The 19,007-nt window shown below is 65.7% G+C and carries 20 protein-coding genes; 8 read left to right on the top strand and 12 right to left on the bottom strand.

Annotated elements, in window-relative coordinates; genetic code table 11:
• The first annotated feature begins 108 nt into the window (after positions 1–108).
• Entirely contained in the window at positions 109–2,478 is a 2,370-nt protein-coding gene (locus WBP07_RS26770; RefSeq protein ID WP_395398121.1) for an arylsulfatase, read from the top strand.
• A 378-nt stretch (positions 2,479–2,856) separates the two neighbouring features.
• Here the strand turns inward: WBP07_RS26770 and WBP07_RS26765 are convergent, their stop codons facing one another.
• The 5 genes from WBP07_RS26765 to WBP07_RS26745 form a co-directional block, all read right to left on the bottom strand.
• Positions 2,857–4,008: a sulfotransferase family protein gene (locus WBP07_RS26765; RefSeq protein ID WP_395398120.1), complete on the bottom strand. Its 1,152-nt coding sequence runs from the start codon at positions 4,006–4,008 to the stop codon at positions 2,857–2,859.
• A 122-nt stretch (positions 4,009–4,130) separates the two neighbouring features.
• Positions 4,131–4,901, bottom strand: coding sequence for an SDR family NAD(P)-dependent oxidoreductase (locus WBP07_RS26760; RefSeq protein WP_395398119.1), 771 nt, complete (start codon positions 4,899–4,901; stop codon positions 4,131–4,133).
• A 7-nt stretch (positions 4,902–4,908) separates the two neighbouring features.
• Positions 4,909–5,694, bottom strand: coding sequence for an SDR family NAD(P)-dependent oxidoreductase (locus WBP07_RS26755; RefSeq protein ID WP_395398118.1), 786 nt, complete (start codon positions 5,692–5,694; stop codon positions 4,909–4,911).
• A 5-nt stretch (positions 5,695–5,699) separates the two neighbouring features.
• The gene (locus WBP07_RS26750; RefSeq protein WP_395398117.1) at positions 5,700–7,004 is read right to left on the bottom strand and encodes an acyl-CoA dehydrogenase family protein; all 1,305 of its coding nucleotides are present in this window, start codon (positions 7,002–7,004) and stop codon (positions 5,700–5,702) included.
• 63 nt (positions 7,005–7,067) lie between these two features.
• Positions 7,068–8,132 (bottom strand): phosphotransferase family protein, encoded by a 1,065-nt coding sequence (locus WBP07_RS26745; RefSeq protein ID WP_395398116.1) that lies wholly within the window; start codon positions 8,130–8,132, stop codon positions 7,068–7,070.
• 137 nt (positions 8,133–8,269) lie between these two features.
• Between WBP07_RS26745 and WBP07_RS26740 the strand changes: the two genes are divergently transcribed.
• Positions 8,270–9,175, top strand: coding sequence for a helix-turn-helix transcriptional regulator (locus WBP07_RS26740; protein WP_395398115.1), 906 nt, complete (start codon positions 8,270–8,272; stop codon positions 9,173–9,175).
• On the opposite strand, the gene WBP07_RS26735 is transcribed toward WBP07_RS26740, so the two are convergent.
• The 4 genes from WBP07_RS26735 to WBP07_RS26720 form a co-directional block, all read right to left on the bottom strand.
• A complete protein-coding gene (locus WBP07_RS26735; protein WP_395398114.1) occupies positions 9,139–9,966 on the bottom strand; it encodes an SDR family oxidoreductase in 828 nt (275 codons plus the stop codon). The genes WBP07_RS26740 and WBP07_RS26735 overlap by 37 nt on opposite strands.
• Positions 9,963–10,325 carry a hypothetical protein gene (locus WBP07_RS26730; protein ID WP_395398113.1) on the bottom strand — a complete coding sequence of 121 codons (363 nt, stop codon included), beginning with the start codon at positions 10,323–10,325 and terminating at the stop codon, positions 9,963–9,965. The genes WBP07_RS26735 and WBP07_RS26730 overlap by 4 nt, the downstream gene beginning before the upstream one ends.
• On the bottom strand, positions 10,322–11,527 hold the full coding sequence (locus WBP07_RS26725) for an aromatic ring-hydroxylating dioxygenase subunit alpha (RefSeq protein ID WP_395398112.1): 1,206 nt from the start codon (positions 11,525–11,527) through the stop codon (positions 10,322–10,324). The genes WBP07_RS26730 and WBP07_RS26725 overlap by 4 nt, the downstream gene beginning before the upstream one ends.
• A gap of 78 nt (positions 11,528–11,605) precedes the next feature.
• The gene (locus WBP07_RS26720) at positions 11,606–12,247 is read right to left on the bottom strand and encodes a TetR/AcrR family transcriptional regulator (RefSeq protein WP_395398111.1); all 642 of its coding nucleotides are present in this window, start codon (positions 12,245–12,247) and stop codon (positions 11,606–11,608) included.
• 126 nt (positions 12,248–12,373) lie between these two features.
• On the opposite strand from WBP07_RS26720, the gene WBP07_RS26715 reads away from it, so the two are divergent.
• Positions 12,374–13,228, top strand: coding sequence for a hypothetical protein (locus tag WBP07_RS26715; protein WP_395398110.1), 855 nt, complete (start codon positions 12,374–12,376; stop codon positions 13,226–13,228).
• Positions 13,229–13,241: 13 nt separating this feature from the next.
• On the opposite strand, the gene WBP07_RS26710 is transcribed toward WBP07_RS26715, so the two are convergent.
• The 3 genes from WBP07_RS26710 to copC all read right to left on the bottom strand — a co-directional run bounded on the left by WBP07_RS26710 (position 13,242) and on the right by copC (position 14,925).
• Positions 13,242–13,508, bottom strand: a complete 267-nt coding sequence (locus WBP07_RS26710; RefSeq protein WP_395398109.1) for a metal-sensing transcriptional repressor — start codon at positions 13,506–13,508, stop codon at positions 13,242–13,244.
• 24 nt (positions 13,509–13,532) lie between these two features.
• Positions 13,533–14,441: a nickel/cobalt efflux transporter gene (locus WBP07_RS26705; RefSeq protein ID WP_395398108.1), complete on the bottom strand. Its 909-nt coding sequence runs from the start codon at positions 14,439–14,441 to the stop codon at positions 13,533–13,535.
• An 82-nt stretch (positions 14,442–14,523) separates the two neighbouring features.
• Positions 14,524–14,925 (bottom strand): copper homeostasis periplasmic binding protein CopC, encoded by a 402-nt coding sequence (gene copC / locus WBP07_RS26700; protein WP_395398107.1) that lies wholly within the window; start codon positions 14,923–14,925, stop codon positions 14,524–14,526.
• Between the two features lie 127 nt (positions 14,926–15,052).
• On the opposite strand from copC, the gene WBP07_RS26695 reads away from it, so the two are divergent.
• The 5 genes from WBP07_RS26695 to WBP07_RS26675 are packed head-to-tail and all read left to right on the top strand — an operon-like array spanning position 15,053 to position 18,988.
• Positions 15,053–15,337, top strand: coding sequence for a hypothetical protein (locus WBP07_RS26695; protein ID WP_395398106.1), 285 nt, complete (start codon positions 15,053–15,055; stop codon positions 15,335–15,337).
• Positions 15,334–15,774, top strand: coding sequence for a periplasmic heavy metal sensor (locus tag WBP07_RS26690; RefSeq protein ID WP_395398105.1), 441 nt, complete (start codon positions 15,334–15,336; stop codon positions 15,772–15,774). Before WBP07_RS26695 ends, WBP07_RS26690 begins: the two co-directional genes overlap by 4 nt.
• Positions 15,771–16,334 (top strand): RNA polymerase sigma factor, encoded by a 564-nt coding sequence (locus WBP07_RS26685; RefSeq protein WP_395398104.1) that lies wholly within the window; start codon positions 15,771–15,773, stop codon positions 16,332–16,334. Before WBP07_RS26690 ends, WBP07_RS26685 begins: the two co-directional genes overlap by 4 nt.
• A 54-nt stretch (positions 16,335–16,388) precedes the next feature.
• Positions 16,389–18,095: a copper resistance system multicopper oxidase gene (locus WBP07_RS26680; RefSeq protein WP_395398103.1), complete on the top strand. Its 1,707-nt coding sequence runs from the start codon at positions 16,389–16,391 to the stop codon at positions 18,093–18,095.
• Entirely contained in the window at positions 18,092–18,988 is an 897-nt protein-coding gene (locus WBP07_RS26675; protein ID WP_395398102.1) for a copper resistance protein B, read from the top strand. The genes WBP07_RS26680 and WBP07_RS26675 overlap by 4 nt, the downstream gene beginning before the upstream one ends.
• Positions 18,989–19,007 lie beyond the last annotated feature (19 nt).

Raw genomic sequence — 19,007 nt, 5'->3', positions numbered from 1 at the left:
CGGCGGCTCCCAGCCAAACTTACGCCCCCCAAAACACGCCCGCCTTTGGCCGGCGCGCTTCGTCGCGCGCGTCGGTTCGATTCAACGCGACCATAACAGGGATGCCCGATGCGTATTTTGACCAAGGCGGCGCTGCTGCTCGCTGCCAGTGCCCTTTCCTCCGCCGCCTTTGCGCAGGAAGCCGCGCCCGCCAGCGGCGGCGCGATCGGCGGGCCGCAAACCTTCGCCGGCAAGATCGGCCTGACCCGCACCGAATCCCAGCCCGCCTTCCCCGCCCAGCCGCAGGCCCCCAAGGGCGCGCCCAACGTGCTGCTGGTGCTGCTGGACGATGCGGGCTTTGCCGCCACCTCCACCTTCGGCGGCGTGCCGCGGACGCCCGCGTTGGACAAGCTGGCGGCGCAGGGGCTGCGCTACAACCGCTTCAACACCACCGCGATCTGCTCCCCCACCCGCGCCGCGTTGCTGACGGGGCGCAACCATCACGAAGTGGGCTTCGGCAATCTGGCCGATCTGGCCGCCGGCTTCCCCGCCTACAACTCGATCTGGAACCCGGACACCGCCTCGGTCGCGCGCATCCTGCAAGGCAACGGCTATTCCACCGCCGCCTTCGGCAAGTGGCACAATACGCCCAAGTGGGAGATTTCGGCGGCCGGTCCGTTCAACCACTGGCCCACCGGCCTGGGCTTCGATCACTTCTACGGCTTCATGGCGGGTGACGACAACCAGTGGGAGCCGCACCTGTTCAACGACACCACACAGGTCCCCGCCGCGACCACGCCCGAGCAAGGCTATCACTTCACCACCGATCTGGTGAACAAGGCGGTCGGCTGGGTGGACGATCATGAGGCTGTTGCCCCGCAGAAGCCGTATTTCCTCTACTTCGCCACCGGCGCGGTGCACACTCCGCATCACGTTCCGCAGGAATGGATCGACCGCAACAAGGGCCGTTTCGATGCCGGCTGGGACAAGTACCGTGAAGAGACCTTCGCCCGTCAGAAGAAGCTGGGCATCATCCCCGCCGATGCGAAGCTGACGCCGCGTCCCGAAGGCATTCCGGCATGGTCCGGCCTGAGCGCGGACCAGAAGAAGGTCTATGCCCGCCAGATGGAAGTCTACTCCGCCTTCATGGAGCAGACCGACTACGAAGTGGGCCGATTGATCGACACGCTGCGCGCGCGACCCGGTGGCGATAACCTGATGGTGATCTACGTCGTGGGCGACAATGGCGGCAGCGCCGAAGGCGGCATCGATGGCGCCATCGGCAACGAGGCGACCGCCAGCGGCAACATTCCGAAGGGTATTCCCCCGCAACTGGCGCAGCTTCAGAAGCTGGGCGGCCCGGACTTGTCCAACCACTATTCCGCCGGCTGGGCCTGGGCGACCACCACGCCGTTCCAGTGGATGAAGCAGGTCGCCTCCCACTTCGGCGGCACGCGCAATCCGCTGGTGATCTCCTGGCCCGGCCACACCAACGATCCCAAGCTGATCCGCGGTCAGTTCGGCCATGTGAACGACATTGCGCCCACCATCCTCGATGCCGCGCATATCGCACTGCCTGGCGAAGTGGACGGCGTGAAGCAGATCCCGTTCGAAGGGCACAGCCTGCTGGCCACCTTCACCGATGCCAAGGCGCCGGAATCGCATATCGAGCAGTATTTCGAAATCTTCGGCAACCGCGCGATCTACAAGGACGGCTGGGTGGCGGCAGCCAAGCGTGACTATCAGCCGTGGAACCTGCTGCATGACCTACCCAAGGTCTTCACCAGCGATCCGGCGAAGGACCGCTGGGAACTCTACGACGTGGCGCACGACTATAGCGAGGCGACCGATCTTGCCGCCAAGTATCCGGAGAAACTGGCGGAACTGAAGGCGGAATTCGTCAAGGAAGGGCAGCGCAACGGCGTGTTCCCGCTGGTGCCGATGCCGATCGGCGCACCTGCGCTGCTGGATCCCGCGCGCAAGAGCTTCGTGTTCCAACCGGATATCTCCGGCCTGCCGCTCAATGCCCTGCCCGATCTGGGCAACAAGGCGCATAGCCTGACGGTGCGGATCGACGGCGATGCCGGCAACGCCTCCGGCGTGCTGGTGGCCGAGGGCGGGCGGCTTGGCGGCTTCGTGCTCTATGTGAAGGACGGCCACCTCGTCTTCGAGAACAACGCCTATGGCCAGCGCCGCGATACCGTGGTGTCCACCGCCAGCCTGCCGCAAGGGCCGGTGACGGTCGGCTACGACTACGTGCCGGTGGCGAAGCCGGGAGCCCCCGCCCTGCTGCCCGCGCCGGGGGCCGGCACGATCCGGCTGCTGATCGACGGCAAGCCGGTGGGCGAGGCGCAGATCACCGACTTCCCAACCTCCCCCGCCGCCTTCAGCGAGACGTTCGACATCGGGCAGGACCGCAATTCGCAAGTCAGCCAGGACGCCGATGCCCGCAAGCCGTTCACGGCCAAGCTGGGCGAAACGCGGCTGGAGTTGAAGTAAGCGAAACCCCGCGCGGGGTTCGGGCTCGGGTCGGGTTCAAAGCGAGCGCGCTACCTGATCCCGTCGCCCCCGCGAAGGCGGGGGCCCCGCCGTCTTTTGACAACGGTGGCGGATATCTGAGAGGGCAGAGAAAAGCGGGATCCCCGCCTACGCGGGGATGACGGGGGTGTTATTACCGCTTCCCCCATCCTCGCTTCGCGAAACGTCGCTCGAATTCAGTTCGCGTCCCTTTCCTTCGTCATTGCGAGCCCGCAAAGCGGGAGAAGCAATCCAGCGCCGCACACGCCACGCCGGGATCGCCGCGCGACCTTCGGTCGCTCGCCATGACGAACTGAAGGTTGCGGATGCCAATCGACGGGATTGGCACCCGGCCTATACTCAGGCGGCGCTCATCGCCACGTCGAAATCGGCGCAATAGTTCGCAAAGCGTTCGCGGATTTCGCCGGCAGTCAGGCCATAGTCGGCCAGATCGTACGTGTGCTTGCCGAAGCGATCCTTGGGTTTGGCATCGAGATAACGCTTCATGTTCGCTTCGGCCTCGGCGCTCAGCTCCTCGTCGAAATGGGCATAGAGGCGCCGCATTGTGCCCAGCGGATCGCGAAGCTGTTCGGTATAGAGCACGTCGTGAATCGCATTGCGGCCATGGCGCTGGCGGAAGTCGTCCTGCCGGGCGATCATCGCCTCGAACGTCTCCAGCATGTCGCGGCCCAGTCGCTCGCGGTCCACGCTGTCGCTGAACATGCGCCGCACGTTCCAGACCAGGCTGCAGGCGGAGCCGACGACCTCCACCGGATCGCGGTGCGTCATCACCAGCCGGGCATCGGGATAGACCTCGGTCAGCGCATCCAGATAGAGCGGATGCCACGGGTTCTTCAGTGTCCAGCGGCCCGGCGCCTGCGATTGCAGCAGTTGCAGCAGGCGCTTCTGGTAGCGGAACGCGGGCAGATAGTCGGCCTCGTCCAGGAACCAGCGGTGATAGCTGGGGATGTCGTACTGGGAATCGTAGACTTGCGAAATGAAGCTGGGCGCCATCGAGAACTGGCACTCGCACGGGCTGTCGCCATCCTCATGATGGATAGCGGAAATGTGCGGCATCACTTTCAGCGAATGGTCGATCTGCGCCTGCGCCGCCTCGAAACGCGGGCCGGCGTGGAATTCCGCAGGTGTGGGCGGCGGGGTGGAAGCGAACGCCTCCCACCGCAGGAAGCAGCGGCGGGCGGGGTCTTCGTTGAGGAGGTTGATCGTCAACGTCGTGCCGGTGCGCGGCAGGCCGAAGACGAAGGTGGGCTTCTCCACCGGGGTTTCGAGGATTTCCGGATGCTGCGCCAGCCAGTCTTCCACGCGCATGCGGTTGGCAAGGTATTCGGTGGCGTTGCGGGTGAACACGGCAAGGCCCATCGCCGTCAGGTTCGCCTCACCCTCGATCGCTTCGGTCAGGACCCCCAGCGGCTCGCGAATTTCCGCGTCGTCCCAAGTGGTATTTCCCGAACGCTCACGCGCGCCGGAGATGATCGTTTCGGCCAGTGTCATGTGCCTCTCCCCAAGTTTTTCCGTGTTCTTCAAGCTGGCGTTTTCCTACCACGCCGGCGGCCTGCGGGATGCCGACAGGGGCCACTCATCGACGGGGCGATTGCATGGCCGCCCCGGCGAACTTACCCCCGCGCAATCAGGTGGCCGCCGTCGACGGCAAGGCAGGCGCCGGTGACGTAGGACGCCAGATCGCTTGCCAGATAGACCACGGCGCCCACGATCTCCGCCGGCTCTCCGCCACGGCCCAGCGGCTGGTTTTTGCGGGCATGCTCTGCAAACCCTTCGGAGCGGGACCAGCTCTTGGTCCCATCCGTATGGAACGGCCCGGGCATGACCGTGTTGACGCGCACTGTGGGTGCAAATTCCTTCGCGAAGCTCTCCGTCAGCGTATTGAGCCCGGCTTTCGCGGCGGCGTAGGGCGCGAAATAGGGCTCCGGCTTGCGCGATCCGCTGGAACTGACGTTGACGATCGCCCCGCCGCCGCGCTCCACCATCTGCGCGCCGAACAGCGCCGATAGCCGGAAGGCGGAGCGCAGATTGACCGCGATCACGTGGTCGAAGGCTGCCTGACTGGTCGCCAGCGAGGAAGGCTCCACCGGCGACTTTCCGGCATTGTTGACGAGGATGTCCGCCCCGCCCCACCGCGCGATCACTTCGGCGAAGAGCCGGTCGCAGTCCTCCCACGACGCGGCGTCGAAAGCATGGGCCGAGGCACTGCCGCCCAAGGCTTTTATCTCCGCGACCAGCGCCTCGCAGCTTTCCAGCTTGCGGCTGGCCACCGCAACGCTGGCGCCGGCATCGGCCAGCCCCAGCGCGATGGCGCGGCCAAGGCCTCGGCTGCCCCCGGTAACGACCGCGATACGGCCGGCAAGATCCATCGTGATTGCCATCATTTCCCCGTCAGACGTTGCGCACCAATCGGCCGCCATCGATCACCATCGTATCGCCGCTCTGGAATTTCGAGGCATCGGAAGCGAGATAGGCCGCGGGCCCCTCGATGTCCGACATCTCGCCCGGTCGGCCCAGCGGGGTGATCGCCGCAAAGCGTTCGGCAATCTGTTTCGTTTCCGGCTTGTCGGCGGTCAGCCCGGTCAGGATGAAGCCCGGCACCAGCATGTTGGCGCGCACGCCGTAGGGTCCCATCTCCACCGCCAGCCCCTTGATCATCGCCTGCAGGGCGGCTTTGGCAGCGGCATAGTGCTCCATGCCCGGCAGTCCGTGATAGATCGACAGGCTGCCGCAGGCGACGATCGAGCCGCCCGGATCGCCGCGCCCGGCGCGTTCCTTCATGTGCCGCACCGCTGCGCGCAGGGTGTAGAAAGCACCATGCAGGTTCACGTCCATCAACCGGTGATAATCGGCGCTTTCCAACCCGTCGAAACCCGGTGCGCGGTGGCTGATCCCCGCATTGGCGAAGGCGCAATCGATCCGGCCGAGCGCGGCGAGCGTGCCCGCAAAGGCCGCATCGACGGCGGCTTCGTCGGTCACGTCCACGCTCTCGACATGGACCCGCGCGGCGCCAAGACGTTCGAGGTGCGCCACCACCTCGGCCGCTTTCCCGGTATCGCGGTCCAGCACGGCAACCGATGCGCCTTGCCGCGCGCAGCCTTGCAGGAAGGCCAGGCCGATCCCGCTCATGCCGCCGGTGGCAAGCACGACCTTGCCGGTCAGATCGAACAGCGACATGCCGGTCAGGCCGCCAGTTCGCGCTCGATTTCGGCCAGTTCGGCGGCGTAGCGGGCTTCCGCCTCCGCCGTGCGGGTGGGGATGTGCTCGCTGGGAAACAGCCCCTGCGCCGGGGCGGTCTGCTTCAGCAGGGCATTGGCGATCTGCACCTGATGCACCTCGGTCGGCCCATCGGCGACGGAGAGCATCGGCACGCCCATCCACATGCGCGCCAGCGGCGTTTCGTGCGTGGTGCCCAGCGCACCGTGCAAGTGAACCGCACGGCGCACGATGTCATGATAGACGCGCGCCATCGCCACTTTGGCCATGGCGATATGCATGCGTGCGGCGCCGTGCGGCTGGGTGTCGATGATCCACGCCGCCTTCAGAACCAGCAGGCGGTACATCTCCAGTTCCATCGCGCTGTCCGCGATCATCGCCTTCACCATCTGGTGATCGCCAAGCTGCCGGCCCTGCGTGCGGCGCGAAACCGCGCGTTCCTGCATCATCTCCAGCGCGCGTTGGCACTGGCCGACCACGCGCATCGCATGGTGGATCCGCCCGCCGCCCAGCCGCGCCTGCGCCAGCTTGAAGCCCTGCCCCGGCCCGCCCAGCATGGCGTCCAGCGGCACGCGCACCTTGTCGAAGCGCAGATAGGCATGGTGGCCGTTATCGACCGGATCGTTCATCCCCGCCACGTCGCGGATATCGACGATCCCCGGCGTGTCCGACGGGATCAGGAACATCGACATGCGCTCATGCGGCGCATTTTCGGGATTGGTGACGACCATCGCGATCACGAAGGAGGAGACCTTGAAGTTGGAGGCGTACCACTTCTCCCCCTCGATCACCCATTCGTCGCCTTCCCGCCACGCGCGGCAGGTGAATTCCTTGGGATCGGCGCCGGCCTGCGGCTCGGTCATCGCATAAGTCGAGAATATCTCACCATCGAGCAGCGGCTGAAGGTAGCGCGCCTTCTGCTCCGGCGTGCCGAACATGGCGAGAATTTCGGCATTGCCGGTATCGGGCGCGGCGCAGCCGAACACCACCGGCCCCCACGAGGTGCGGCCGAGTATCTCGTTCATCAGCGCCAGCTTGACCTGGCCATAACCCTTGCCGCCCAGTTCGGGCGTCAGGTGACAGGCCCAGAGCCCCTGCGCCTTGACCCGCGCCTGAAGCTTCTTCGCCATCGCGCGGGCCTTGCGGTTGCGGATGTTGAACTGCTCGCTGCCTTGCGGGAACAGCAAGTCCATCGCCTCCACTTCCTCGCGCACGAAGCGGTTCATCCAGTCGAGCTTTTCCTGAAATTCGGGATCGATCGAGAAATCCATGGCTGACATCCTCAAGAATTCTGTGATTTCGGCAGGTTTCAACCCGCTTATCCTGGGGTGGGCTCAGCCCGCGGTGATCTGGCGCGCCTTGGTCATGAGCCAGGTGGCGTAGCCGTGGACCGATTCCCCGACATTGGCGGGCACCTTCCCGGCCTTGGAGGCGGCGTACGTGCCTTCCAGCAGGCACGCGAGCTTGTAGCAGGCGAGCGCGAAGAACCACGGCATCTCATCCATGTTGCGCCCGCTCAGCGTGCCATAGAGTTCGACCAGTTCGCGCCGCGACAGAAACCCGTCCCACGGCCGCACCATCGGCGACTTGCCTTCCGGATCGCCCGGTTCCGACCAGCTGGAGAGGATCCAGCCAAGATCGAGCAGCGGATCGCCCAGCGAGACGAGTTCCCAATCGAGCACGCCTGAGATTTTCGGCACCTTCAGCGAGAACATCACGTTGGGAAACTGCATGTCGCCATGGACCAGGCCGATGCGACGATCGCGGGGCAGATTGTCTGCTAGCCACCGGCCCACCGCATCCACGTGCGCCAGTTCGGCGGGATCGTAGCCGGGCGTGGCCGCATAGCCTTCAAGCTGAGAGCGCCAGCGCTCCACCTGCCGTTCGTGCCACTGGTCCGGCTTGCCAAGGTCGGCCAGGCCGACCGCAACGTGATCGACCGCGCCCAGCGCTGCCGCCGCCTTCACCAGCTCCTCCCCCATCGCGCGCCGCCAGATCGGATCGGTGGCGTATTGGCCCGGCAGTTCGCCGGATTGCGCGAAACCTTCCAGCGGCTCCATCAGGTAGAAGCAGGCGCCGATCACTTCCGGATCGTCGCATATCGCGATCACGCGGGGATGCGGCACTGCGCTGCCTTCCAGCGCGCCGAGCACCCGTGCCTCGCGCAGCATGGTCTCGTTGCTCTTGGGCTTCAGATGCTTGCCGGGGCGGCGCAGGATCATGTCCTCACCGCCGCGCGTGATCAGGAAAACACTGTTCTGCAGCCCGCCGGCCAGCCTGCGTACCGCCGTGACCGGGCCGCTGCCCGGCACCTCATGCGCGCCCATCCACGCATTGAACCGCGTCCATTCTATCTGTCCGCCGAAATCGTCAAGCGCTTCGGCCATCTGCTCTGGCATGGCATCCTCCGGTGTTCTGTCTTGCCCGCAGTCTGTTACCCGGCGATCCGCCGCGCAACGGGCCCATGCATCCTGATCTGGACGTGAGGCGGATATCTGGCCAAATAGCGACGCGGGCTTGAGAGGGAGGGCAAGGCATGGATCAGACACCTGCACGTTCGGGCCGTTCGCGCGCCGTGGCCGATCTCAGCTTTTCGTCTGCCGAAGTCACCATGGTCCACGGCAATCTTGGCCGCGGCGGAGAAGCACAAATGGGCGGCGATCATGCCGTGCTGGACCTCTGCGTCACCCCGCGCCCCGCCAATGCGCGCGGATCGTTCGCGCCGGATCGCCAGCCCTTCGCGGCATTGGGCGACATCGTTTTCGTGCCGCCCGGTCATCCGCTGCAAGTGCGATGGGATGGGCAGGAGCCGCAGCATTCGATCCGCTGCGAACTGCGCGGCCGCCTTGCCCGCCACCGCTTCGGCGAACGCATGGAATGGACCCCGCCGCGCCTTTTCGCCGCGCTGGACATTCCCAGTCAGACCGTGCGGCTACTGCTGCGCCGGCTGGCTGAAGAAGCGCGCACGCCGCGCCGGGATTCCAAGCTGCTGGTGGGTTCGATCGCCACCCAACTGACGATCGAACTATGCCGTCATTTCGAGGAAATCGTCGAGGAGACGGTCCACGGCGGCCTTGCCCCGTGGCGCCTTCGCGTGATCGACGAGCGGTTGGAGCGAGACGCCATGCCGCCATCGCTGGAGGAACTGGCGGCCCTGTGCAGCCTGTCCGTCCGCCAGCTCACGCGCGGATTTCTGGGCAGCCGGGGTTGTACCGTCGGCCAATATGTCCACCATCACCGGTTGGAGACGGTGAAACGCCTGCTGGCGACGCAGGAGAGCATCAAGCAGGTGGCCGATGCGGTGGGCTTCGCATCGACCTCCAGCCTTGCCTACGCCTTCCGCCGCGCCACCGGCCTCACGCCGCGCCAGTACCAGCAGCGCATCTGGCGGTCGCAGGAAGCGTCTCAGTCTACCCGCGTGGCGGTGACGCCGGTGCGGTAGTCGGGCTGTGCGGGATCGCCGAAAGCGGCGATGATGCGATCGTGCCGCGCGCGCAGGGCGTCGCGATATTCGGGATGGGTGACGATGTAGGGCTCGTCGTTCTCCACCGCCTGCACCACGGCGCGGCCCAGCCAAAGCGGGTCCATCATGTTCGCCTCGATCGCCGCCGCCCGCGCCGGATCGCCTGCACTGATCCGGCCAAGATCGCCCTCCGACATGCGGCTGCGCGTCAGCCCCGGAAACAGCGTGGAAACGCCCACGCCCGCCGGCGCCAGTTCGTCCCGCAGGGAATCGGAAAGGCCCAGCACCGCGAACTTGCTGGCCGAGTAAGCCGCGAAGCTGGCGAAAGGGCTGAGGCCATTCATGGAGGAGGTGTTGACGATATGCCCGCTGCCCCGCGCCACCATCTCCCGCGCGAACGTGAGCACGCCGTTGTAGACGCCGGTAACGTTGATCGCCATCACCCGCTCGAACTCGTCCGGCGCGATGGTCAGCAGCGGCTTGAAGCCGGTGGAAATGCCGGCGTTGTTGCAGAGCACGTCAACGGTGCCGAAGCGCGCCTCCGCCTCTACCTGTGCGGCCCGCCAGCTTTCCAGCGAGCGCACGTCGAGCGGCAGTGTGAGCACCTCCACGCTGTCGGAAAGCTTCGCCGCTTCCTCCTGCGCGAAGCCCTGGTCGATATCGGCCAGCACGATCCGCGCGCCGCGCTCGGCAAAAGCACGCGCCATGCCGCCGCCGATGCCGCCACCGCCGCCGGTGATGAAGACGGTCTTGTCCTGAAGGTTCATCATGCTGCTTCTCCGGCGATGTTCTGAATGTCTGTGGCGGATCGGGTAATGCGCAGGCGGTCGCGCCAGGGGGCGCTTTTGACCTCGTCCGGCCCCTGAATCTCAACCGCCAGCGCGACATGGGCGAGCGACAGGAACAGGTCCATCAATCGGCGCTCGTTCGGTGCAAGCTCGGCGAGCGGCCTGCTGTCGAGCAAGACCATGGCAGCATCGAGCAAGGGCGATGCCGCAGCGAAGAACGCCTGCCGGTCCTCCGGTGCGGATGCCGATCGCAGTGCCGCACGCTCTGCGGTGGTAGGCCGCGCCCATATTTGCACGAAGGGTTCGAGTACTTCGAAACCCGAAGGCAGTTGCCCGCTCATACCGATTCTCCCGTTTCGCGCGCGTAGTCGCGCACGCGCGCATCCACTTCGTTGAACAGGTGGCGGCAGAGCGCTTCCATCTGCTGGAAATGGATGTGGCGCAGCGCCCCGCTTTCCAGCCCCCGCTGGCCGCGTTCGATCATGTCGATATCCTCGGCATGGATGTCGCGGATCTGGCCCAGCGAATACTCGCGCGCGAAAGTCTCGCTGGCGTCGGCATCCTCGCCCGACCAGTAGACCCGCACCACGCCGCGCGAACGGTTGGCGGCGATCGGATAGACGGTGTGCGAGAACGGCTGCGTGGGCGTGCCGATCACGAAGAGGTTGGGGAAGAACGCCAGATAATCGCGCCCATGCGGCAGATCCAGCAAGCCCCGGCGCATCAGCGCGGGGATGCCCTTCATCGATGCCTGCCGCTGGAACGGCTTCAGTTCGGGCGCCGGGTTGGACCAGATGCGCTGCGTGCGGTGGGGGCCGCAGAAGCCCACGCTGGCGGGATAGCCGAACTGGTTGTCCGCCCCGATCGCCGCCCCGCCCGAACGCGGATGGATGAAGCGCAGATGGTAGTTTTCCTGGAAATTGTCGTAAGTCAGCTTCCAGTTCGCGTCGATTTCGTAAGTGTATTCGCTGAAGGTGGTGGCGCGGGCGACGGGCATCTTCTCCAGCCGCTCGGCATAGTCGTCCATCCATTCACGCAAGGGCCGGGCCTGCGCATCGAAGTTCACGAACAGCATGCCGCCGCATTCCTCAAGCCGGACCTGCGGCAGCGCGCAGTCCTTTTTGGGCACATGAAAAGCTTCGAAATCCGGGGCCGACAGCAGCGCGCCGTCGGTGCCGTAAGTCCACATGTGATAGGGGCAGCTGAACTTGCTCTGCCGCCCCGCCGCTTCCGACACCAGTTGGGTACCGCGATGCGTGCAGACATTGTGGAAGGCGCGGATCGCCCCGTCCCGCCCGCGCACGATCAGCAACGATGCCTTGGCGAATTCCATCTCGCGCCGCACGAAGCTGCCGGGATCGGGCAGTTCGCAGACATGGCCGACGTGGATCCAGTTGCACAGGAACACCGCCTTGCGCTCCAGTTCGAACCAGGCGGGATCGTAATAGGGCGCGGCGGGAACGGGGCCCGTTCCAAGCCAGGCCACATCGTCAGCCGGAATCGGCTGATAGGCCGGTGCTGCCACCTGCGCTCCAGTCGTCATGGGCATTTCCTCTCGCGTCGTGTTTGCCCCGTTCTAACGCGAGACGGAAATGAATCTCAACACTGTTGTATAAACTATCTAGTCGTGCAGAAGCCCGTCACGGCGCAGCATGCGCTGATGCTCCTTGCGAAAACGCTCGATTACCGCGTCGTTGTCGAGGTCCGGGCGGACGCTGCCCTGGAACACGCGCGGGCCAATGATCGCCCCCACGAGCATCATCGTGCAGTAGACTTCCACGTCCACCTCCTCGGCCTCGCCGCCCACGCGGCCCAGCGTCTCCTTGCTCGCAGCGACGAATTCGTCCCATTTGATATAGTTTTCGCGGATGTCGCCGGGGGCGATGAACTTCTCGATCCACAGCTTCAGGAGATCGGGATTCTCCAGCACGAAACGGCCGACGAAATCGATCCGCTCGGGCTGCGGCCGCGCGGCGGTGAAGCCCTGCACGATCTGCCGCGAAGACCACGCGCTTACCGCCGCCAGCAGCGCCTCACGATCGGCGAAGTGGTAGTAGACGGTCGCCCGGTTCAGCCCCACCGCACGCGCCAATGCGCTGATCGACAGCGCCTCCACGCCCTTTTCGGAAATCAGCCGCACCGACGCTTCGATCAGCGCCTGATGCGTGGCTTCGAAACTCTTGTTGCGGCGCGTACGGCCTGATGCCGGGAGCGGTGAGGACACTGGCGACGTGGAAGACTTGGCGTTTTTGGATTGAGGCATTTCCCCTGCATGCACCAGCTTGCCCACAGGGGAAAGAATGGACACCCACCGCGCTCTCCTCCCCAACACCATCGTTTCACGAATTTTCACTGGCCTGTCTCAAAACAAAGACTAATTCCTTGAGCCATGGCGAATTTCCGTACTCTCGCGCTGGCATCGCTGGGCTTCATGCTGTCGACGACACCGACATTGGCCCAGACTATGTCTCCTGCCGACCAAGCGGCGGTACAATTGGCCATCAACCGCGGCCAGCAGATCCGCGCGTTCGATCAGGCCGCCTGGCACGCGACCGACGCCCTCATGGCGGATGCCAAGGCGCAAGGGCGCCTGGCGACACTATCGGCGCAATTTGGTGGCTGGATCGTTCATGAACTGGATCCGCAAACGCTTGAAGTGCTGTTCTTCGATCGGCAGCCCGACGCCCCGAGGCCGATTTATGCCGCACGCCTGCCACGTGACGGATCCCGCGTTCTATCCGCGCAGTTCGCGGCGGAGGATTCGCAAATCATCGATCCATTGACGCTGCGGATGATCCGAGCCCGGCAGTCCGCGCTGGACCTTGTTGGCGGTGAGAAGCTTTTGCGCTGTACGAAAGAGCCCTACAACATCGCGGTCCTGCCGCCGGAGACGCCGGACGGGCCGGTTCCGGTCTATATTCTGACGCCGCAAAGCGACCTGACCCACGTGCCGTTCGGCGGCCATGCCCGCGTGATGATCGCCGCCGACGGAACGGCCGAGCCGATCCATGCCTTCACCAAGAGCTGCATGGAAATGCCGACGCATGCCGCCAAAGACGCTCCGAAGGGGCTGGTCGCAACGCAATTGCTCGATCCCGTCCCTACCGAGATCGACGTGTTCACGATGTTGGCGGCCGGCTTGCCGCTTTACATCGGGACGCCCGACCAGCGGATCTGGGTAATTGCGTCCAGCGATGGGCAGGCGACGGTGCGACTTTTGCCGACGGACTCGAACAAGCGCTGATCAAAGATAGCGATCAAAGATACTTGGCGAGTTCGGAAAGCTGTTCGAGCGTGCGGCGCGTTTCTGGGGTCAGTTCGCCCACGGCTTCTTCCAGATGATGCTCGATATGGTGGGCCACCAAGGCGCCGCGGGCCTTGCTCAGCGCCGCGATCACCGCCTGCAATTGCTGGGCGATTTCCAGCGGATTGCGGTTGTCCTCGACCATCGACGCGATCTTGGCGAGGTGGCCGTTCGCCCGCCTCAGCCGGTTGACCAGCGCCTTGTCGCTTGCATGGCTCATCCATCGCCCTTCTTTGCCGCTATCTCACGGCAGGTGTTGCCATGCCGATAGCGCCACATAGAGGCCAACGCCCAGGATAACGAGCCCGGAAATGTAAGGCGCCTTGCGGATGGCCTCACCAAAGCCGGTCCAGCGCCTTTCGACATGCCGCAGGCTGAGCGCGGCCAGCACGCCCGAGGCAACCATGGTCAGCGCCAGCCCCACCGAGAACGCGACGACCAGCGTGGCGCCGAGCGCCAGCCGCTTGAGCTGAAGGCACAGCATCAGCACCGTAATCGCGCCAGGGCAGGGAATGAGGCCGCCGGTCAGCCCGAAGATCACAATCTGGCCGGTCGTCACCCGCGTATTGGCGAAGCGGCGGCGGATATCCTCCGCATGCGCGGCTTCATGCGCATCGACATAGCCGCCCGTCGCCAGTTCGAGTTCGTGGATCTCTTCGTCCGACGGCTCATGATGATGGTTACGATCGCCATGGCCGTGGTGATGATGTCCATGATGGTGATCGTGGTGATGGCCGTGATCGTGCGCATGGTCATGACCATGACCATGACCTGCGTGATAGCGCTCGGCCGCAAGCTGCTCGCGCCGCGCACGCCACAGCATCCACAGCGCCATGCCAACGATGACCACGCCGGAGGCCAGTTGGAACCACGGCTCCGTATCCTCCGCGCGCAGTCCGCCGAACAGCCACATCCCGCCCAGCGCCACGGCCCAGACGACCATCGTGTGCGACAGCGTGGCCGCCAATCCCAGCAACACCGCCTGCCGCACGGTTCCCCTCACCGCGATGATGAAGGCCGCCATCATCGTCTTGGAATGGCCAGGCTCCAGCCCGTGAAGCGCGCCCAGCAGGATCGCGCTTGGAATGAACAGCCAGGCGCCGGAGGCCATCGGGCCGCCGACATGTGTGAGCAGTTGGGACAGATCGAACATGTCTGCCCAATATCCCCCCAGGGGGGATATGAAAAGCCCCGATTTGGCCTTTCGTTCTATGCGGGCGACACGGCCCCCGGCATCAGCGGACCGTGAAGCTGACCTTGCCGGTTACGCGGTGGCTATCCTCGCCCACGGCGTGCCAGTTCACGTCGTACGTCCCGGCGGGCAGCGGCTTGGCCAGCGTCGCCACCAGCGACTTGCGGTCGGCACCGGCTGCAACCTTCACGCCGTTCATCTTCATCGCCGGATGATGCCCCTCCATGCCCGGCATCCCGGTCATCACGATTTCCAGACCGGAAAGCGGCGGCGTGAATGCCTCGCTGAACGTCAGCGTGACGGTCCTGACGTCGTGCGCGGTCGAAGCGGCGATCGGGCTGGCGGAAACAAGCGCGGGATGCGCCAGTGCCGGGATCGCGAAGGCAAACCCCGCCGTTGCGGTCAATCCGGCCAGCATGCGGAGGGGAAAACGCGCGGACTTCATGATTTACTCCTTCGGGAACTCATCCTACCCCGGCGATACGCAGGGCACGGCGGCATCCCTCGAAGTTTTTTTGAGGGGGCGGCGCGGCGCCTGCGTAACTGCATCGGAACCTCGGGAATCGATTGCCATGGACGACGTCGACACCATTCTTGCCCGCATCGGAAACCTGCCGCTCGACCCGCGGCTGGACGGGATCGACGATGCCGTGCTGGCGGGCCTTGCTGCCCGGGCAGGATCGGGCGTCTCTGCCGGGGCAATGGCACTGGTGATCGCCTTGTCGCTGGGGATCGGCGTGGTCGGATCGGCCATTCCCGCGCAGCCGGTGCAGGCCGCATCGGCCTTCCCGTTCGGCGCATCGGATGCGCTGGCGCCGTCCACCTTGCTGGAAAGCGCCACGGTGGCCGCGCGATGAACAATTCGCTTCGCCTGGGACTTGTCGTCCTGCTGGCTTTCGTGGCCGCGCTGGGCGGCGTGCTGGTGGGCCGCGCCTGGATCGCGCCGAAGCCGCCGGTGGAATCCGAGATTCACGAGCTGCTCCACGCCCAGCTGAAGCTCGATCCGGACCAGACGCGCAAGATCGAGGCGATCGAGCAGCAGTACGGGCTGCGGCGGCAGGCGCTGGAACTCGAACTGCGCTCCGCCAATGCGCGGCTTGCCGCCGCGATCGAGGCCGAGCATGGCTATGGCCCGCAAGTCGCCGCCGCGGTCGACAGTTCGCACCGTGCGATGGGCGAACTGCAGAAGGTCACGCTGGAGCACGTGTTCGCCATGCGCGGCGTGCTGCACCCCGATCAGACGGCGCGCTTCGACGCGGCAGTCGTCAAGGCCCTTACACCGCAGCAGCCGTGACCGTCGACCTCGCCGCCTGTACGGACGGTGAGCTGGCCGCGCTTGCATTGGGCGGGCGGCAGGCGGCCTATCGCACGCTGATGGACCGCCATCGCGCCGCCGCCTTCCGCCTCGCCCGCAGCACTTGCGGCAATGACGATGCCGCGCTGGACGTGACGCAGCAAAGCTTCATCGCCGCGTTCGCCGCCTTGCGCCGCTATGACGGGCAGCGGCCCTTCGCACACTGGCTGGCGCGCATCGTCATCAACAAGAGCCGCGACTGGGCGCGCCGCCGCAAGGTACGGCGGTTCTTCGCCTTCGCACTGCCGCTGGACGAGGCGCATGGCGTCGCCGGGGAAGAGCCCGACGCCGAACGCCAGACGGCGGATCGGCAGGAGTTGGAGCGCACCATGGCCATGATCGCCACTCTGCCCGCGCGGCTGAAGGAAGTGCTGGTGCTGCGCGCCGTAGAGGGGCTGAGCCAGGCCGAGACGGCCACACTCTTGGGCGTCAGCGAAAAGGCCGTGGAAACCCGCCTCTACCGCGCGCGGGCAAAATTGTCGGAAAGTGTGAGGGGCTAAGCACCGGCGCGCGTATCCCCATGAAGTAGCGACTTTCAGGGGCGACCTTTCGCAATGGAATTTCCCAAACTGTCCCGCCGCAGCCTCATCCGGGGCGCGACCCTGGGCGGCGGCGCGCTGGCGCTCTCGCCCTGGCTGCCGGCATGGGCGCAGCCGGTATCGGCGGGCTTGCCCCCTAGCCTCCCGACGTTGACCGGCGAGGACCTGACCCTGCGCGTCGCCCGCGATACGCTGCGGATCGACGGCAAGGCGACGCGCGCGATCAGCGTCAACGGCACCGTTCCCGCGCCGCTGCTGCGGCTGAAGCAAGGCCAGAACTTGCGCCTCACGGTCGAGAACACGCTGGATGAGGAAACCTCGCTCCACTGGCATGGCCTGATCCTGCCGTTCCAGATGGATGGCGTGCCCGGCGTCTCGTTCCCCGGCATCAAGCCGCATTCGCGCTTCACCTATGAGTTCCCGATCGAGCAGGCGGGCACTTACTGGTATCACAGCCATTCGGCGCTTCAGGAGCTGGTGGGCCAGTACGGACCCATCGTGATCGACCCGGCCGGTGCCGATCCGGCGCCCTATGACCGGGATCACGTGATCCTGCTGTCGGACCACAGCGCCGTCGCTCCCGAACGGATCCTGCGCAACCTGAAGGCGGAGCCGGGCTACTACAACTTCCAGCGCCAGACGCTTTCCGGCCTGATCGCGGGCAAGGACCAGAAGCTGCCCGACCGGCTCGCCTGGGGCCACATGCGCATGGACCCGACGGACATTTCGGACGTGACCGGCGCGGTGCTGAGCTACCTCGTCAACGGACATGGGCCCAAGTCGAACTGGACCGCACTGTTCAATCCCGGCGAGCGAGTGCGCCTTCGCTTCATCAATGCGTCGGGCATGACCGTGTTCAACGTGCGCATTCCCGGCCTGTCGCTTTCGGTCGTGGCGGCGGACGGTCAGGACGTGCGGCCGGTGACGGTTGACGAATTCCAGTTCTCCCCCGGCGAGACGTACGATGTGATCGTCACGCCCAGCGAGAACCGCGCCTTCACCATCGTCGGCGAAAGCGTGGACCGTTCGGGCATGGCGGTGGCCACCCTGGCGCCGCGCGCGGGCATGGCCGCCCCGGTGCCGGCCCTGCGCAAACGGCCGGTGCTGACGATGAAGGACATGGGCATGGAGATGGAGGGCATGGACATGTCCGGCATGTCCATGCGCGATGGCGCCAATGCGCCGCAGGTCAGGCTGGGACCGGGCGTCGAGATGATCAACCCGATGCCGATGGACCGTACCGGGGATCCCGGGCTCGGGCTGGACTCGGTCGATCACAAGGTATTGGTCTACAAGGATCTCATCGCGCTCCACCCCAATCCGGACGGACGCGCTGCGGAGCGCGAGATCGAGATGCACCTGACCGGCGCCATGGACCGCTACATGTGGTCGATGGACGGCACCACCATGAGCGAGGCGCACGAACCGCTGATGATGCGCGCAGGCGAGCGTGTGCGCGTGACGCTCGTGAACGACACGATGATGGCGCACCCCATCCACCTGCACGGCCATTTCTTCGAACTGGTGACCGGCCACGGCGACCATTCGCCGCGCAAACACACCGTCAACGTTCTTCCCGGCGGCAAGGTCAGCTGGGACGTGACCGCGATCGAGGGCGACTGGGCGTTCCACTGCCATCTGGCGCTGCACATGGCGATGGGGATGATGCGCGTGGTGAAAGTGCTGCCGGCTGCCGAACAGGCGGAAGGGGGGACGGCATGAAGGCGTTGATCCTGACCCTGCTCGGCCTGAGCCTGCCCGCAGCAGCCTTCGCGCAGGCCAGCGATCCCCATGCGGGGCACGACATGCACGGGATGCAGGGCATGGACATGTCGCAGTCCCCTCCAACGGAGGCCGATCCGACCGGCACCGACCAGTCACCCGGCAGCGCCGAAGCGCCAGCAATGACGCATGACCGCCAGGCCGACCGTTACTGGAACCCGGCCGAAATGGCCGCGGCCGAGCGCGTCGCCATGCGATCACCGGTCGCGACGTACTATCAGGTGATCTTCGACCTTGCCGAATACCAGATCCGCGACGGCCGGGACGGCTATCGCTGGGAAGGCCAGGCGTGGATAGGCAACGCCGATCGTTTCATGATCAAGAGCGAGGGCGAAGGCTCTTTCGGCGAAGGCGTGGAGCATGCCGAAGTGCAGGCGCTCTATTCGAAGGCGCTCGATCCCTGGTGGAACCTGCAAGCCGGCGTGCGGCAGGACATTCGCCCCACTCCGGCGCGGACTTGGGCGACGGTCGGCCTGGAAGGCCGTGCGCGCTATCAGTTCGAGGCGGGCGCATGGGCGTTTCTGTCGGACAAGGGCCAGTTCACCGGCCGCATAGAAGGCGCCTACGACCAGCGGATCACCCAGAGGCTGGTCCTGCAACCGCGCGTGGAAATGAACCTGTCCGCGCAGGACATGCCCGACCAGCGCATCGGCAGTGGCCTTTCCAGCACCGAGCTGGGTGTGCGGCTACGCTACGAGATCCGGCGCGAGTTCGCGCCTTATGTGGGTGTCAGCTGGACATGGCTGTCCGGCAAGACCGCCGATTATGCTCGTGCAGACGGCCACGATCCCAGCGAGGGCAGCCTGGTCGCCGGCGTGCGCGTCTGGTTCTGAAATTGCGATCCGGCGCTCG

This window comes from Novosphingobium oxfordense (genome assembly GCF_044029435.1).
Taxonomy (GTDB): Bacteria; Pseudomonadota; Alphaproteobacteria; order Sphingomonadales; family Sphingomonadaceae; genus Novosphingobium.
Note: the sequence above shows the minus strand (reverse complement) of the source record. Positions and strands in the feature narration are given on the sequence as shown.